The sequence below is a fragment of the Peribacillus muralis genome (genome assembly GCF_001439925.1).
GTDB lineage: Bacteria > Bacillota > Bacilli > Bacillales > DSM-1321 > Peribacillus > Peribacillus muralis.
In genome coordinates, this window is record NZ_LMBV01000005.1 from 198,973 (window position 1) to 214,823 (window position 15,851).

Genomic DNA, 15,851 nt, shown 5'->3' on the forward strand with positions numbered 1-15,851 from the left:
CAAGAAAAGGTCCCAAACAAATTTTTGAAGAGAATGCATTTGACCTAGATATGATTGGGGTAAAAAAAGCTCAAAGTGCGCTAAGTCGCTGGCGCAAAACGGTTCACATACACGGAGAACAAGGCTTCTTAGAAGAACGTCGTGGAAAATCTAGTACAGGCCGTCCAAAGAATGTAAACGTATCTTCAGACAAAAAACTCGCTAAAGCAGAAGCACGGATTCAGTTATTAGAAGCTGAACTAACGCTGCTAAAAAAGCTCGACGAACTGGAAAGGAAGGCGAAGAAGAAACAATTTTAGCTCCAAATAAGAAGTATCAACTCATCAATGAGGTACGCTTCTATCAACTGAAGAATATGATAGGGTACTTATGCGAATTAGCCAGTGTCAATCGTAGTGGCTATTATAAATGGCTTCGAACAACAGAGCAACGGGCGGTTTCAGAAGATCAGGATTATCTNAGATTATTTATTAATCAAAGGGGTCTATGATGCGCATCAAGGGAAATCTGGGTACCGCCTACTCTATATGGAGTTGGCTGAGCGATTAGAAGTGCCGATGAACCATAAGAAGATTCTTCGAATTATGCGGAAGTACAATTTCTTNCGCCAAGGTGCGACGTCCGAATCCATATCGTCAATTAGCGATGGCTACACAAGCACATAAAACGGTACCAAACTTACTAAATCGACAATTTAATCAAGATGAACCTAGGAAAGTTCTTTTAACGGATATTACGTATTTGTCCCACAAAAATGGACAGGTGGCTTATTTATCCTGTGTTAAAGGCGTGGCAACACGTGAAATCGTAGCGTATGAACTCTCCACTAGCTTGAAAATGGGAATTGTGGAGAAAACATTATGTAAATTGGAAGAAGCTTTAGAAGGAATGATTCATCCTGAAGCCATCATTCATTNTCCGGATTATCAATCACGAGTGAAAGAAATGGGACTCGTACAGTCGATGTCTCGGAGAGGCAATTGCTTGGATAATGCGCCAATGGAATCTTTCTTTGGTCATTTAAAGGATGAGGTAAATTATAAAGAAGCAATTGATCTTAATGAATTAAAACGAATGATCGAACGGTATATCGATTACTACAATACCGAACGTAAGCAATGGACGCTAAAAAAGATGGCTCCGGAAAATTACCGAAGCCATCTCGTCGCTGTTTAATAAGAGCCACTACTTTTTTATTAAACTGTCTACTTTNTTTGTAGGTTTTCAACTTCTTTTTTTCTTTATTTTGACTTTATCATTGCCCTCCGCAAAAGCACTGAGAAGGCACCTGGACGCGAGTGCCTGAAGAGGAAAACAACATTGTGATGAAGTTTATGCTTTGGGCAAATTGGTCCCTGAACATCATTTAGTCCTGCAATTAATGATTTCCCGAAGGTGATCTCCAAAATTAGACTTGCTAAACGTCCTTCATTCGGAATGCACTTGGCATTCGTCGAACCTGAAAAACGGGAACTATACTATTGTATAGTTCCCGTTTTTCTTTCTTTTAAGAAAGAATCAAATGTGTGCCGGTCTCTTTAAACGAAGAAATGAAATCTTTAGGCAGATGATCGTCAGTGATGATGTAATCGATTTTATCCAGTGACGATATACCGATGGTTACATCTTTCCCGAACTTGGAGCTGTCAGCGGCAACATAGACTTCTTGGGATAAATCAATGATTTTTTTTCGTGTGTTCGCTTCTTCTAAATTATAGTCGGATATGCCTTTTTCAACGGTTATGCCACTCGCACAAATGAATGCTTTTGAAATATTCAATTCACTAAAGTTGAATAAGTAGTCAAATGCAACGATGGATTGTTCATTTTTCCTGACTTTCCCCCCAATGATCAATATCTCGATATCACTATGAATGAGCTCATTTACAACAGGGATCGAACTGGTTATCACGGTCAGTTTCTTTTTCTGTTTTATATATTTAGCGATTTGATAGGTTGTCGAACCACTATCGATATAAATGCAATCACCATCGTCGATATATTCACTGCATTTTTGGGCGATGGTTTCCTTTTCTTCTAATTGACTGAACATCCGTTCATCTATTGTCGATTCTCCAAACTTCGATAGAACCAGCTTAACGCCTCCATAGATCTTTTCTATTTTTCCTTGCCCTGTAAGAAGGTTTATATCCCTTCTGATGGTTTCGATGGAAACTTGCATTTCTTCAATAAGCTCGGCAATCTTCATCACTTTTCTAATCGTTAATAACTCGATGATCTTCTTTTGCCTTTCAAGAGGAAGCATAAGTTACACCCGCCTATTCTTCATATCTATCTTCCTGATATTCAGTTTAAGTGTACTGTTTACCGCGAACATATTCAACATATAGATGATAAAAATATCATTAGTTGGTCAACAGTTAGTATGGATTTAGTAAAAAGATGTTCAATATTTACAGAGTATTTACAAAAATCTCAAATTCGGTTTACAAAGGGCTTTTATACTAAGGGTGTATTAAAGGAGGTGAACGGTTTGCTAAAACTACAAAATATTAGCAAGCAATTCGATGGAAAATCAGTTTTGGATCATATAAATCTTGAAATTAAAACGGGGGAGATCGTTTCACTATTAGGACCAAGTGGAAGCGGCAAAACTACTTTATTACATATAATTTTGGGCTTGACGGGTATCAATCATGGAAAAATCATTTTCAATGATACCGATTTGAGTAACGTGCCCATGAAAGACCGGGGATTTAATATCGTTTTCCAGGATTACGCTCTTTTCCCGCATTTGAATGCCTATGAAAATATCGTTTATGGATTGAGGAACAGGAAGGGGTCCGTTTCCAAGGAAGAGCTACAGGAATACATCGATTTCCTGGAATTAACGCCGCATTTGAAAAAAAGGATCAGCGAATTATCAGGGGGTCAGAAACAAAGGGTTTCGATCGCAAGGACTCTTGTAATGAAGCCGAAAATCCTCTTACTTGATGAGCCGCTGAGTGCTTTGGATGGTGTGATCAAGGAATCGATAAAGGAACGCATCAAATCCATTGCCCGCGAATTTAAGCTGACGACCATCATAGTGACTCATGACCCGGAAGAGGCTTTGACGATGTCGGATAAGATTTTGATCATTAATCAAGGGAATATTTCTCAATTTGGATCGCCGCAAGAAATCATCAATCAGCCAGCCAATGATTTTGTTAAGGAATTCATTCTTAAACAGCTGGAGATCAAGAGAGAAAATATTTATAACTTATTCGGTGAAAAGTATGCCTGATGTAAAACCGGCAATGAGAGTCATTTATATACCTATCTTACTGCTATTTGCCGCTTTTCTTTTCTTGCCGCTTGGCATGTTGTTCGTCCGTTCTTTTGAAACGGCAGATGGAATCAATCTCTCGAATTATCTAACGGTCCTTTCCAATGCAGAGCTGATGAAGTCATTTGAAAACAGCGTGAAAATCTCGGGACTCACAGCCGTCATTACAACCGTTTTAGCCTTTTTCCTGGCCTATTCCATCCATTGCACCCGATTATATAGGCCATTAAAAAGTGTAATTAAAACCGGGATCCTTATTCCGATGCTGCTTCCGACAATCACATTCGGGTTTGCGATCATCTACTCTTTCGGCAATCAAGGAATCATAACGAAGATTTTTGGAAGGAATCTCTTCGATATATATGGATTTAATGGATTATTGATAGGTTATGTGATCTATACATTGCCATCAGCTTTTCTGCTCATTAATAATTCCTTCAAGTACATGGATAAAAAGTTCATCATCGTTTCAAAATTAATGGGTGACGGAACGATAAGAAGTTTCTTGAATACGATCATACGGCCATTGTCAGGAACTTTGGGTGGAGCTTTTGTACTTTCCTTCATCTTGAGCTTCACCGACTTTGGGATACCGGCTTCAGTCGGCGGAACCTACTCCGTCGTTGCGACGCAATTGTATCAAGTCATGCTGGGTTCCATCCCTGATTTCAATAATGGCGCAGTGATTGCCATTCTCATGCTCATTCCGGTAGTGTTCAGTGTTTTCCTATTAAACTATCTGGAAAAACTTAATTTTCATTATGACAAGTTCAGCGATATTGAATTGACGCAGCACAAAGGGAGGGATATCTGTTTTGGAAGTATCTCGCTGCTGGTCTTAATAGGAATGTTTTCTGTATTTGCAGTCATGTTCATTGCACCATTTTTAACTAGTTTCCCTTACGATCTCTCGTTCACCCTAAAGCATTTTATCGACACATTCCAATCGAGCGATTTAACTGCAGTCTATAAAAACTCCTTATTCGTTGCCTTGATGACGGCCGTACTGGGAACGTTCATCGCCTTTAGCTCGGCGGTCTTGAATGTCAGGACGCCCCTTAAGGGGAAATCGTCAATGGATGTCATTTCGATGCTGACGAATACAGTACCGGGAATGGTGTTGGGTTTATCGTATTTGCTGCTGTTCAACGGCAGCAGTTGGAAGGGGACCTTTGCCATCATCATTCTATGTAACATGGTCCACTTCTTTACGACACCCTATTTAATGGCGAAGAACTCTTTATCCAAAATGAACCCTGCTTGGGAAATCACCGGGATTTTATTGGGGGATAGCTGGATCAGGACAATCTATCGTGTCATCCTGCCTAACTCGGCATCTACGGTGATCGAGATGTTCAGCTACTATTTCATCAATAGTATGGTGACGATCAGCGGAATCATCTTTTTGGTCACGGCCCAAACCACATTAGTGGCCAGCAAAATTAAAGAGCTTCAGCATTTTGCCAAATTCAATGAAATATTCATCCTGTCTTTACTTATCTTTTTTACAAACCTAATCGTGAAGCTGCTTTGTGATCATTATCAAAAAAGACAATTCAAACATTAATGAGGGGGATATTATGTCTAAAACGTTGAAGATAGCCTTACTTTCTTTAGTTGCTTTAAGTTTGGTATTTGTATTGGTGGGCCGTAACAGCGGCAAAGCGGATGAGGAAAAGGTGGTCATATATACGAATGGCGATGAAGAAGCCACTGCCGCAATGGAGACTTCCCTGAAAGATGCCGGATACGAAGGGAAATATGTCCTTCAATCATTAGGCACATCTGAATTAGGAGGGAAACTGCTGGCAGAAGGAGATGAAATCGAGGCTGATGTCGTGACGATGAGTTCCTATTTCATTGAAAGCGCACAGGAACAGCACTCCATGTTCAAGGACCTGTCATTCAGTACAAAAGCATTGGAAAAAAAACCAGCCTATTATACACCGATTTTGGCAAATACCGGTTCCATTTTTGTGAATACGGAAGTCCTTAAACAAAAAGGCCTGCCGATGCCTACCTCGATTAAGGATTTAACAAAGCCGGAATATAAAGGGTTCGTTTCAATTCCTAATATCCTGGACTCTTCAACAGGGTGGCTTTTAGTTCAAGCACTAATCAGTCAATATGGTGATGCAGAGGGGAAAAAGGTTCTCCATGATTTAATAACAAATAGCGGTCCGCATCTTGAAAGCTCAGGTTCAGGCCCAATCAATAAAGTTCAAGCAGGGGAAGTGGCTGCCGGTTTTGGTTTACGCTATCAAGCCGTGATGGCTAAAGAGTCGGGCTTACCGATCAAATTCGTCGATCCGGTTGAGGGGAATTTCTCTTACACGGAATCCGTGGCTGTCGTGAATAAAGATAATGAAGCTAAAACAAGTTTAGCGATGAAAATGGCAGAAACGATCAGTAAAGATGCTAGAGAAGAATTGCTGAAACATTACCCGGTCGCACTTTATGAAGGTGAAAAGGTAACGGAAAAGAACAAACCGGCCCACCCTAAGAAATATAAGCAGCCCCTAACGGTTGAATTATTAAAACAGCATCAAGAATTCTTTAAATCAGCACAATGATGAATACAGTGAGGAGTGAAGGAAAATGAATACCTATAAACTATTGACGCCTGGACCGCTGACCACTACAAGTACGGTGAAACAGGAAATGCTTGTTGATCGCTGCACGTGGGAAAATGATTATAAAGAAATCACACAAAAAATCAGATCCCAGCTTCTTGAATTGGCATATGCTGCAAACGGAGAATATACGGCTGTACTTATGCAGGGAAGCGGCTCGTTTGTTGTAGAATCTGTGCTGACGACTGCACTTTCAAAATCCGATAAAGTGCTGATCATTACGAATGGAGCATATGGAAAAAGGATTGTGAAAATGGCGGAGTGCATCGGCCTGAATCATGTGGAATATGGCGTTGAGTACAATGAATATCCAAAGGAAGCTGAAATCCGGAACATTTTACTGGATGATCGCGACATCACACATATAGCGATGGTTCATTGTGAAACGACGACAGGGATTTTAAATCCGATAGAGATGGTTTCGAAGATATCAAACGAACAAGGGAAATCCTTGATCATTGATGCGATGAGCAGCTTTGGCGGAGTGGAGATGAATGTGCCTGAACTCGGAATTGATTATTTGATCAGCAGTGCGAATAAATGCATTCAAGGAATCCCTGGTTTTGGTTTCGTCATTGCAAAGCTTGAGAAATTGTTGGCTTGTGAAGGCAATGCCCGCAGTTTGTCCCTGGATTTATATGACCAGTGGAAAGAGATGGACAAGGATGGGAAATGGCGTTTCACATCTCCAACACATGTAGTGGCCGCGTTTGCTAAAGCGCTGGAAGAATTAACGGAAGAAGGAGGCATCCCAGCTAGATTTACCCGCTATAAAAATAATAATGATAGGCTGAGGGAGCTGATGGGGAAATTGGGCATTCATGCATACATCTCACCTGATAAACAATCGCCTATCATTACAACTTTCCTTTTTCCAACTGAAACCTTTGATTTTGGGGACTTCTACAATTTCATCAAAGAGAGGGGCTATGTAATTTACCCCGGAAAGCTGACTGACATAGATACATTCCGGATCGGCAATATTGGCGAAATCCATGAAGAAGATATCGAGGAACTTGGCAGGATCGTAGAAAAATATATGAAAGTGGTGACAGTATGAATAAGGTAGAAGGAATCATTTTGGATTGGGCTGGAACAGCTGTGGATTTTGGATGTTTTGCACCAGTGAATGTTTTTGTGGATATTTTTAAGAATGCTGGACTGGACGTGACGATGGAGGAAGCCAGAGCTCCGATGGGCATGCTGAAAATCGACCATATTCGTGCGATGCTGACCATGTCAAGGATATCTTCGTTATGGGAAGAACAATACGGAAGGCCATTCAATGAGGGAGACGTTGAAAAACTATATGCTGAATTCGAACCGGCACTGATGATGTCTTTGGAGGATTATACAGATCCCATTCCAGGGGTTATCGAGACGGTCGAAGCATTAAGGAATCGCGGCATCAAGATTGGGTCGACAACCGGATATACGGATACAATGATGGAGGTCGTTGTAGCAAATGCTTTGCAAAAAGGGTATGGGCCGGATTTCCTTGTAACCCCGGATGCAACCCATTCGATTGGAAGGCCTTATCCTTATATGATATATCGGAATATGGAAAAATTGAAGTTAGCGGCATCATGGAAGGTAGTGAAGGTAGGCGATACCACTTCCGATATGCAAGAGGGAGTGAATGCTGGGGTATGGTCGGTCGGGGTCATTGTCGGAAGCTCTGAGATGGGATTGAGTTTGGATGAGTTTACAAGTTTAGCAGAACGAGATAAACAAGATCTCATCTCTAAAACGGCAGATACATTTATGCAAAACGGCGCAGACTTCACCATTAAAACGATGGAGGAATTACCTGAACTTATAGATCGCATTAACCTTCTTATAGCAGAAGGGAAAAGACCTCGTTCAAGCTAACAATCATTGCCAAGAAAGTGCAGCATCTTTCATCCTTGAGTAGGGATGAAGGATTGCTGCACTTTTTTTCCAATCTCAAACATACGTGCAGTGTTTCATTTTTTTTGAAATTTACCTCGACTGCTTATTGTAAAAAATGAAAAAAGGGTGTACGATTAAATGAGAATGATAATCAATAACATTTGATTACCGAGGAGTGAACGGAAATGGAACAGCAAGAATTATTTGATGTTACAGTTATTGGAGGGGGGCCGGCTGGCCTTTACTCCACTTTTTATAGTGGGTTAAGAGAAATGAAGACGAAGCTTATTGAATACCAGCCACAGCTAGGCGGCAAAATTCATGTATATCCGGAGAAAATGATTTGGGACGTAGGAGGGCTGACACCAACTACAGGAGAAAAATTAATCGAACAGCTAGTGGAGCAAGGCTTAACCTTCAATCCGACCGTCGTGCTGAATGAAAAGGTCGAATCGATCACACGTAATGAAGAAGGGATATACGTGTTACTTGGGGCAACAGGCCAAAAACATTTTTCGAAAACGATCATTGTTGCGGTGGGCGGCGGGATCCTTAATCCTCAAAAGCTGGAAATAGACGGGGCAGAAAGGTTTGAAGTTTCCAATTTGAACTATACCGTTAAATCATTCAATCGATTCAAGGATAAAACGGTAATCATTTCAGGTGGCGGCAATTCGGCAATCGATTGGGCAAATGAGTTGGAGCCAGTCGCCAAAAAGGTGTATTTGACATACAGGAAAGATTGCTTAGGTGGTCATGAAGCGCAGGTGAGTCAATTGCTGGAAAGCTCAGCCGTTTGTATCCTGAATACAACGATTACAAAGCTGGTCGCGTGTGCAAACCATGAATCGATCGAACATGTTGAATTGACTAATCATGTAACGGGAGAGGTTTCTTACTTGCCGATCGATGAAGTCATCATCAATCATGGCTATGAGCGCGATACCTCGTTGTTGCAAAATAGTAAAGTGGATATTGCCATGGTCGATAATTATTATATTGAAGGTACGGCTTCCAGTGAATCCTCGATGGATGGAATTTATGCTGCCGGTGATATCCTTCAGCATGAGGGCAAATTGAACTTAATAGCAGGAACGTTCCAAGATGCAGCAAATGCCGTAAACAAAGCAAAGCAATATATCCAGCCTGAGGCACATGGTGTGGGGATGGTCTCCTCCCATAATGATATTTTTAAAAAGCGTAATAAGGAATTGATCAAGCAAATGATGAAACCGGCTGCGGTGCTATAAAGGGGAATTGTCATTGTCTATACTACATAGACCGATTCACCGAATAACATTACAAACCCCCACAATTGCATAGCATCGAGGGCGACCGCATATGGATAAGCCTACTACATGTGGAAAGAAACGAGTGAAGTAAACTTTTTCCGTATCAATACAGAGTGGCTGAGAGACTCCTGGGGGAATGCGCGTCTACGTGAGACCCCGCAGGCTAAAAGCCGAGGAAGAATCACACCTCCTCTGAAAAGCTAACTGCCTGGGTTGAAATGAAACGTTCATTGACAGTCTCACGAAACTGCGGACAATTGTAATTGATCTTAATTTTCACGCAGAGTGGAATGAAACGGAAGGTGCGAGACTCCTGAGGGAATGCGCGTCTACGTGAGACTCCGCAGGCTAAAAGCCGAGGAGGCTCACGGACCGCCCGCGGAAAGGGAGCGCCTGCAGTGCAATGAAACGTTCATTGAACAATCTCACGATACTACGGACAATCGGAATTGCACCATAGTTTTAACGCTGGTTGTAGCGGAAAATCGGGCTTTTTCTTCACAATGCGAGTCCGTGGTGGGTAAGTTATAGTCTAATCTTAACCTCTGTACCGTCCTTGGCTTTGACATCCACTAGCACGATGCCTTTGTAATTTTTCAGTTCCTCGACGATTGGCTTTAGCGTTTTTTTGTCTATTAGTGGAAAGGTAAAGTCGATTTTTTTTCTTTCGAAGTGCTCTTTTGTCCATTTATTTGCCGTTTGCTGGACAATTTTTGAAGTCAAAACGGAAATCACGATGTTTAGAAGAGCATATGGAACTGGGATGGTAAATCGAACGTCTTTTGCTTTCACTTTTACATGCATCATAAACAAATCACTAATCAATGATGACAGAAACGGTATCCCCGTTTGCCGATTTAATATCAACGATTTGGCCATCTAATTCGTTTTCGATTGCTTCAATAATAAGGCTTATGTCTATATCTTTCACGTATTTTTCCGATTGGGGGATACTCGCTGCAATGCTGTGTCCAGCCAGTAATGCTACCTTGACAAGCTTTATCGGCAAATTGACCATTACGTTATCATTTTCAACTGATACAACACGAATTTTTAAGGTTTTATCTAAATATTTTTTTGGTTTTTCAACAGTGCTGTTCCCTGTTATTTCTTTTTCTTTTAATAGTTGAATCAGTTCCGATCCCTTATCTGCATCAATCTTTCCTTCTTGGACCATTGTTAACACTCTTGTAATTTCCTCTTTCATATGATGAATCCTCCTTATTCCTCTTTTAAGAGCTTAATGGCCTCTTCTGGTGTGATCTCGCCATTTTCCAACATGGTGACAACTTTTTTCTCGTCTACTTGATTTTTTTTCTTCTGCTCATATCCAAGGGATGAAATGATATCTGTAAGCTTGCCTCGAACCGTTGGATACGAAATCCCCAGTTCCTTTTCAACTTCTTTAATATTTCCTCTGCAGGTTAAAAATACTTCCACAAAATGAAGCTGATCCTTTGATAAAGATGCCAGCTTAGATAATTCAAATTCATTTTCAATCGTAGTGTGACAATGAGAGCATTCTAACTTTGTGATGTTCAATGTATTACTGCAGACAGGACAATTTGTGATTACTTTATAGGCCATAATAAAATCCCTTCCTCTTAGTTGATTCGATTATATAACAAAAAATTAAAAAGATGAATAACTAATTTCATTATTTAAACAAAAATAATCAATAATATTAATTTTATGATTAATATTATTGATTATATTGTTGTTATAGTGAATCTTTGATGACCTTTTTGTAATGTAAGACGGAAAGAATTCCGAAGATCGAGTACAAAGCGGTGTATAAAACCATGACGATGATCATCGGTGTCCAAACCTCGGTCCCGAATAAGAACCATCCTGATTGGACCGCGAAATAACTATGAAGCAGCCCGACGATTAAAGGAATGCCAAAATTGAAGACTTGCTTTGCTTGGATTCCCTTCAGTAAATCACCTTGGGTAAATCCGAGTTTACGTAAGATCGTATAATTCGATTTTTCATTTTCGCTTTCATCCATTTGCTTGAAATAGAGAATACAGCCGGATGTGATCAGGAAGGTCAGTCCCAAAAAGCCGACGATGAACATCATGAGGCCCATATTCTTTTTCTGGTGATCGAACGTTTCAAGCTGCGATTCTTGTATTTGTTTTTCGTTAAAGTTCATTTTTTTGAAGACTTCATTCGCCGCGGAAATGTTTGCTTCATCGTTGATATCAATCCCCACATGAACGGAAGAGATCTTCCGGATTTCCGGGTCGATATCCTTTTTCAGACGATTAAATATGGTATCATCGACAATCGCAACGGGCATTCCTCCATTCGTGAAAAAATAGGGGAGGATGCTCTCGTCGTTCAGGCCCATGTACGTTTGCGGGATCACTTCATGTTTGCCCTTCCATTCAACCTTTCCGGAATCCTTCAAAGGCATGACTTTCTCGAGCATGCTGCTGTAGCCGCTAAACAGCGTCTCATCATCAGCGAGATTGATTCCGTTAACGGACTTCTCACTTATGACAGCAAGAACCATGTTGTTCGGATCAAAATTCACGGCATCCAGGTTTTTCTCCAATATATTCTTTGCGTTGACTTTGATTTGGAGCACTTGAATCTTTTCTTCGGCATAAGCAATGTTGCTTGCGGACAAAGCTTGTTTGTATGCCTCGGCGTCTTTCTTATCAGTGAAGGAAAAATCGTTCGGTATGGAAGAGACTGCCATTTTTTCAGCTGAATAGTAGGCGATATAGCTTAAGGATAATAATCCAATCGCAAGGGCGGAAACGGTCGTGATGATCGTCAACAAAACCGCATTCGATTTCATCCGGAACATGATTGATGAAAGCGACAATACTTCATTGATATTCAAGTAGCCATTTTTGTTTTTCCGTACGATATTAAATATGAAGCTTACCGACCCTTTATAAAAGAGATAAGTTCCGATGATGACGGATGCCAGAATGAAGATCATGGCCATGAAAAGCTCGGTCATATCCATGAATGCTCCATCGAATAATTTGGATGAAACGACATAGCCGCCAATGATCAGGATGATGCCGAATACCCCAATGATCATTTCCACAATTGAAACCTTTTTCACTTTTCCTTCGGTCAAGGAAGTTACCCTGAATAGAGATAAAATGGTCTGCCTTTTAATGAAGATATAATTCATTAACATGATGAAAAGATAGATGACACTGAAAACGATCACGGTTTGTATAAGTGGCAAAATCGAAAATTGCAGAGTCGCAATCGCTTCGACACCGGTGATCTTAAATAAAATCATGATGATCAATTTGGAAACGGCAAATCCTACAAAGATTCCGAGGAATACGGAACAAAAATACAAGATAAAGTTTTCTGTGCTCAAAATTCGGAAGATCCTGTTTTTGGTCATGCCTATCAATTGAAATAACCCAATTTCCTTACTGCGCCGCTTTATGAAAATGCTATTGGCATATAAGAGGAATATGGATACGATCGCAACAAGCAGGATCGATGCAGCCTTGATCGATGCGCCGCCTTTAATTGAACCTTCCGCTTTATCCATCGCTGGGTCATATTGCAAGGTGACAAATGCAAAATAAAGCGAGGCGCTGAAGACCAAGGCAAATACATACAGGTAATAGTTTTTTAGGTTCTTCTTCAAGTTCCGAAGGATGAGTTGATTAATGCTCATTTTGCACACCGCCCAATACCCCCTGTGTTTTCATGATGTCCTTGAAGAAGGTTTGCCTCGTTTCTTCCCCTTTATTGAGTTGGGTATAGATTTGTCCATCTTTAATGAAAATGACTCTGCTGCAATAACTGGCAGCCACGGGATCATGGGTTACCATGATGATTGTCGCTTTGTGCTTTTTATTCATATCGCTCAATTTATTCAATAAATCGGAAGCGGACTTGGAATCAAGTGCTCCAGTCGGTTCATCAGCAAAAATGATGCTCGGCTCATGGATGAAAGCCCGCGCTGCAGAGGTACGCTGTTTTTGCCCGCCGGAAATTTCATTTGGATACTTATCCTTCACTTCATAGATGCCAAGCTCTTTTGAGACCGTATCAAACTTTTGAAACGCTTCGCGATTGGGTGTTTTCGTAATCGATAAAGGCAAGAGAATATTTTCTTTGACGGTCAATGTGTCCAATAAATTATATTCTTGGAAAATGAAGCCGAGATGGTTTTTCCTGAATTCGGCCAACATTTTTTCTTTCATGCCCGAAATCTCTTGTCCATCGATTGTTATGGTGCCGTTGCTGATTTTATCGATAGAGGATAGTACATTGAGCAGCGTCGTTTTTCCAGAACCTGATGCCCCCATGATACTAACGAATTCACCTTCCTCGATGCTTATATCAAGCCCCTTCAATACTTCTTGTTTGTTAAATTTATTACCGTAGCTTTTATGGATTTTTTTCGCTTCTAATATATTCATATTGATACACTCCTTTTTTCTATATCCTTATTATAGAAGGCCAAGTATATCTTTTCCTGCGATTGGCCGAACAAAGAATAAAAGCATGTGACACTTTTGTCACATGCTTGTTATATTCACGAAGTCATTCCTTTTTGGGAAGCGTAAGGCCATGGTCGTTCCCGCTCCAAGCTCCGATTTCACATCAATGGAGATGAGTAGGGAATCGGCCGCCTTCTTGGTTAAATATAACCCCATCCCTGTTGCCGCTCTGTCGCGATGATTTGTCGTGGATGTAAAGCCTTTATCAAAAATGCGGGATACATCTTTTGAATCGATGCCCCGTCCTGAATCTTTCACTTCAACAACCGTTTGTCCAGCTTGTTCATGGCTAAATATCATGATATCCGCACTTTCACTGTATTTAATCGAGTTAGTCAATAATTGCCTCATAATGAAAGAGAGCCATTTGGCATCGGTAAGCACTTCGGTTACATCCAGTTGGATGTCAAAGCCGATTCCTTTTTGAATGCACCATGACTGCAACGTTTTAATCTCATCAAAGATGATTGTTTCCAAGTCCGTATTCTCCATATACAAATCATTTTCGATGAAAGGGATGCGCCTTTGATGGAGCTGCTGATCGAGAAGCAGATGAATCCTTAACCACTCATAAGTCAAATGAGATTTCAGCATTCCCTCATCCAAGCGGTCGATCATTAAATGCATCGCCGTTAATGGGGTCTTCACTTCATGGATCCAAGCTAATAATTCATCCTTCTCCTGCTCAAGGGTCATTCGGCTCTTTTCGGCAGCTTGCTTCAATAATTCGGTTTGAGTGATGATGCTGCTTTCAATGATTTTTTCGAAAGGGCTGTCGGGTTCGGCTATATTCGATAAGTCGAGATTGTCTTCCCGGGCTTCTAACCTTTTATAGAAATTCGTTTCTTTTTTATAACGAAAAATCAAAAAGATACAAAACATGATTAGAGATAAAAAGACTATGTACATGATCGGCTTTACGGGAAGTGCTGAATCAAGATAGGCGACGAAGATGATGAATAGATGAAGGCTTATGAAGAATGTGATCCAGCTAATCCTTTCTGCGACGTATTTTCTGATCATGCATTTGCCTCTTCAACGGCCATATAGCCCTGGCCGACCTTCGTTTCGATATAAGCTCCTAACCCTAATTCGTCCAATCTTTTGCGTAAACGGTTCACATTTACGGTAAGGGTGTTATCGCTTATGAAGCGTTTGTCATCCCATAAGCTGTTGATCAGTTCTTCCCGGCTGACGATTCTGTTTTTCTGTTCAATGAGCTTTTTCAAGATGAAGATTTCATTTTTTGTCAATTCGATCGAACCAGTCTCAGCAGATACTGTATTCTTTTCATAATCGACTGTCGCACCGCACCAGGTTTTCCATTCGATTTTTTCGGTATTGTAATTGTATACCCGGCGTAGGATGGCCTGTATCTTGGCGATAAGTACATCGAAATGAAAGGGCTTCTGGATGAAATCATCCGCCCCAAGCTGCATGGACATTACCATGTCTGTAGGATGATCGCGTGATGATAAAAAGATGATCGGAACATTGGAGTGGGCCCGGATCAGCCTGCACCAATGGAAGCCATCAAACTTCGGCAGCTGGATATCAATGATGACCAAATCAGGCTTCATGTCGGCGAACTCCAAAAAGACCTTACTAAAATCATTAATTCCGTGAATATCATAAGTCCATTGTGCCAATCTATCTCTAATTTCATTGAATAATGTCGTATCATCTTCTATTAATAACAGTTTAAACAAAGGATTCACCACACTTATTAGCTTTTCCTTAAAATTATATAGGAAAAACCTTTAAGGTTCTAGAGGAGGGAGGAAATGGGATTTACATTTGCGGGGTGATCGTAAAGAAACGTACTAAAAAGAACACCATTACCGGTTGTAGGTAAACTATTTATAGATTAGAATGGACTCTAACGTATGGAGGAAGTGAATTTATGGCTGATTTTCCTAATTGCCCTGCATGCAATTTTAGAATATGCATATGAAGATGGAAGTCTTTTTGTTTGTCCGGAGTGCGCCCATGAATGGACTGCAGAAGCGGAAACCGATAATGGTGACCAAAGGACAATCAAGGATGCAAATGGAAATGCCTTGAATGATGGTGATACCGTTACAGTCATCAAAGACCTTAAAGTGAAGGGCAGCTCATCCGTCTTAAAAATGGGTACAAAAGTCAAGAGCATCCGTTTAGTTGATGGAGTTCATGATATAGATTGCAAAATTGATGGTTTTGGGGCAATGAAATTAAAATCCCAATTCGTCAAAAGGGTATAATG

The 15,851-nt window shown here is 40.7% G+C and carries 14 protein-coding genes and 5 pseudogenes; 11 read left to right on the forward strand and 8 right to left on the reverse strand.

Annotation, left to right across the window (positions count from 1 at the left end; translation table 11 throughout):
- Positions 1–5: 5 nt before the first annotated feature.
- The 4 pseudogenes from ASU00_RS26110 to ASU00_RS26125 form a co-directional block, all read left to right on the forward strand.
- A pseudogene (locus tag ASU00_RS26110) lies at positions 6–459 on the forward strand (IS3-like element ISBsp3 family transposase); the annotation flags it as partial.
- A 1-nt stretch (position 460) separates the two neighbouring features.
- Positions 461–604 (forward strand): annotated as a pseudogene (locus ASU00_RS26115) (transposase); the annotation flags it as partial.
- Between the two features lies 1 nt (position 605).
- Positions 606–916 (forward strand): annotated as a pseudogene (locus ASU00_RS26120) (IS3-like element ISBsp3 family transposase); the annotation flags it as partial.
- A gap of 1 nt (position 917) precedes the next feature.
- Positions 918–1,176 (forward strand): annotated as a pseudogene (locus ASU00_RS26125) (IS3 family transposase); the annotation flags it as partial.
- 331 nt (positions 1,177–1,507) lie between these two features.
- Here ASU00_RS26125 and ASU00_RS09445 read toward each other — a convergent pair.
- Positions 1,508–2,266 (reverse strand): DeoR/GlpR family DNA-binding transcription regulator, encoded by a 759-nt coding sequence (locus ASU00_RS09445; RefSeq protein WP_057913203.1) that lies wholly within the window; start codon positions 2,264–2,266, stop codon positions 1,508–1,510.
- Positions 2,267–2,494: 228 nt separating this feature from the next.
- Between ASU00_RS09445 and ASU00_RS09450 the strand changes: the two genes are divergently transcribed.
- The 6 genes from ASU00_RS09450 to ASU00_RS09475 all read left to right on the forward strand — a co-directional run bounded on the left by ASU00_RS09450 (position 2,495) and on the right by ASU00_RS09475 (position 9,065).
- Positions 2,495–3,247 carry an ABC transporter ATP-binding protein gene (locus tag ASU00_RS09450; protein WP_048689392.1) on the forward strand — a complete coding sequence of 251 codons (753 nt, stop codon included), beginning with the start codon at positions 2,495–2,497 and terminating at the stop codon, positions 3,245–3,247.
- Positions 3,240–4,856 carry an ABC transporter permease subunit gene (locus ASU00_RS09455; protein ID WP_057913204.1) on the forward strand — a complete coding sequence of 539 codons (1,617 nt, stop codon included), beginning with the start codon at positions 3,240–3,242 and terminating at the stop codon, positions 4,854–4,856. The genes ASU00_RS09450 and ASU00_RS09455 overlap by 8 nt, the downstream gene beginning before the upstream one ends.
- Before the next feature lie 13 nt (positions 4,857–4,869).
- Positions 4,870–5,862, forward strand: a complete 993-nt coding sequence (locus ASU00_RS09460) for an extracellular solute-binding protein (RefSeq protein WP_057913205.1) — start codon at positions 4,870–4,872, stop codon at positions 5,860–5,862.
- A gap of 25 nt (positions 5,863–5,887) precedes the next feature.
- Positions 5,888–6,982, forward strand: a complete 1,095-nt coding sequence (gene phnW / locus ASU00_RS09465) for a 2-aminoethylphosphonate--pyruvate transaminase (protein WP_057913206.1) — start codon at positions 5,888–5,890, stop codon at positions 6,980–6,982.
- Complete coding sequence (phnX, locus tag ASU00_RS09470; RefSeq protein ID WP_057913207.1) at positions 6,979–7,794, forward strand: phosphonoacetaldehyde hydrolase; 816 nt, start codon at positions 6,979–6,981, stop codon at positions 7,792–7,794. Before phnW ends, phnX begins: the two co-directional genes overlap by 4 nt.
- A 206-nt stretch (positions 7,795–8,000) precedes the next feature.
- Positions 8,001–9,065 carry an NAD(P)/FAD-dependent oxidoreductase gene (locus ASU00_RS09475; RefSeq protein ID WP_057913208.1) on the forward strand — a complete coding sequence of 355 codons (1,065 nt, stop codon included), beginning with the start codon at positions 8,001–8,003 and terminating at the stop codon, positions 9,063–9,065.
- 567 nt (positions 9,066–9,632) lie between these two features.
- On the opposite strand, the gene ASU00_RS09480 is transcribed toward ASU00_RS09475, so the two are convergent.
- From ASU00_RS09480 to ASU00_RS09510, 7 genes are all read right to left on the reverse strand, one after another.
- On the reverse strand, positions 9,633–9,914 hold the full coding sequence (locus tag ASU00_RS09480) for a hypothetical protein (RefSeq protein WP_057913209.1): 282 nt from the start codon (positions 9,912–9,914) through the stop codon (positions 9,633–9,635).
- 10 nt (positions 9,915–9,924) lie between these two features.
- Entirely contained in the window at positions 9,925–10,314 is a 390-nt protein-coding gene (locus ASU00_RS09485; RefSeq protein WP_057913210.1) for an SHOCT-like domain-containing protein, read from the reverse strand.
- Between the two features lie 14 nt (positions 10,315–10,328).
- A complete protein-coding gene (locus ASU00_RS09490; RefSeq protein ID WP_057913211.1) occupies positions 10,329–10,694 on the reverse strand; it encodes a DUF2089 domain-containing protein in 366 nt (121 codons plus the stop codon).
- 133 nt (positions 10,695–10,827) lie between these two features.
- Positions 10,828–12,774, reverse strand: a complete 1,947-nt coding sequence (locus ASU00_RS09495; protein ID WP_057913295.1) for an ABC transporter permease — start codon at positions 12,772–12,774, stop codon at positions 10,828–10,830.
- Positions 12,764–13,525: an ABC transporter ATP-binding protein gene (locus tag ASU00_RS09500; RefSeq protein ID WP_057913212.1), complete on the reverse strand. Its 762-nt coding sequence runs from the start codon at positions 13,523–13,525 to the stop codon at positions 12,764–12,766. Before ASU00_RS09500 ends, ASU00_RS09495 begins: the two co-directional genes overlap by 11 nt.
- A gap of 99 nt (positions 13,526–13,624) precedes the next feature.
- Entirely contained in the window at positions 13,625–14,629 is a 1,005-nt protein-coding gene (locus ASU00_RS09505; protein WP_057913213.1) for a sensor histidine kinase, read from the reverse strand.
- A complete protein-coding gene (locus tag ASU00_RS09510; protein ID WP_057913296.1) occupies positions 14,626–15,315 on the reverse strand; it encodes a response regulator transcription factor in 690 nt (229 codons plus the stop codon). Before ASU00_RS09510 ends, ASU00_RS09505 begins: the two co-directional genes overlap by 4 nt.
- Positions 15,316–15,509: 194 nt before the next feature.
- Here ASU00_RS09510 and ASU00_RS09515 point away from each other — a divergent pair.
- Positions 15,510–15,849, forward strand: a pseudogene (locus ASU00_RS09515) (zinc ribbon domain-containing protein YjdM).
- Positions 15,850–15,851: the final 2 nt, after the last annotated feature.

Coding starts and splice junctions, on each gene's coding strand:
- phnX (WP_057913207.1), top strand. CDS start 6,979: ATGAATAAGGTAGAAGGAATCATTTTGGATTGGGCTGGAACAGCTGTG.
- ASU00_RS09495 (WP_057913295.1), bottom strand. CDS start 12,774: ATGAGCATTAATCAACTCATCCTTCGGAACTTGAAGAAGAACCTAAAA.
- ASU00_RS09505 (WP_057913213.1), bottom strand. CDS start 14,629: ATGATCAGAAAATACGTCGCAGAAAGGATTAGCTGGATCACATTCTTC.
- phnW (WP_057913206.1), top strand. CDS start 5,888: ATGAATACCTATAAACTATTGACGCCTGGACCGCTGACCACTACAAGT.
- ASU00_RS09500 (WP_057913212.1), bottom strand. CDS start 13,525: ATGAATATATTAGAAGCGAAAAAAATCCATAAAAGCTACGGTAATAAA.
- ASU00_RS09480 (WP_057913209.1), bottom strand. CDS start 9,914: ATGATGCATGTAAAAGTGAAAGCAAAAGACGTTCGATTTACCATCCCA.
- ASU00_RS09475 (WP_057913208.1), top strand. CDS start 8,001: ATGGAACAGCAAGAATTATTTGATGTTACAGTTATTGGAGGGGGGCCG.
- ASU00_RS09490 (WP_057913211.1), bottom strand. CDS start 10,694: ATGGCCTATAAAGTAATCACAAATTGTCCTGTCTGCAGTAATACATTG.
- ASU00_RS09455 (WP_057913204.1), top strand. CDS start 3,240: ATGCCTGATGTAAAACCGGCAATGAGAGTCATTTATATACCTATCTTA.
- ASU00_RS09445 (WP_057913203.1), bottom strand. CDS start 2,266: ATGCTTCCTCTTGAAAGGCAAAAGAAGATCATCGAGTTATTAACGATT.
- ASU00_RS09460 (WP_057913205.1), top strand. CDS start 4,870: ATGTCTAAAACGTTGAAGATAGCCTTACTTTCTTTAGTTGCTTTAAGT.
- ASU00_RS09485 (WP_057913210.1), bottom strand. CDS start 10,314: ATGAAAGAGGAAATTACAAGAGTGTTAACAATGGTCCAAGAAGGAAAG.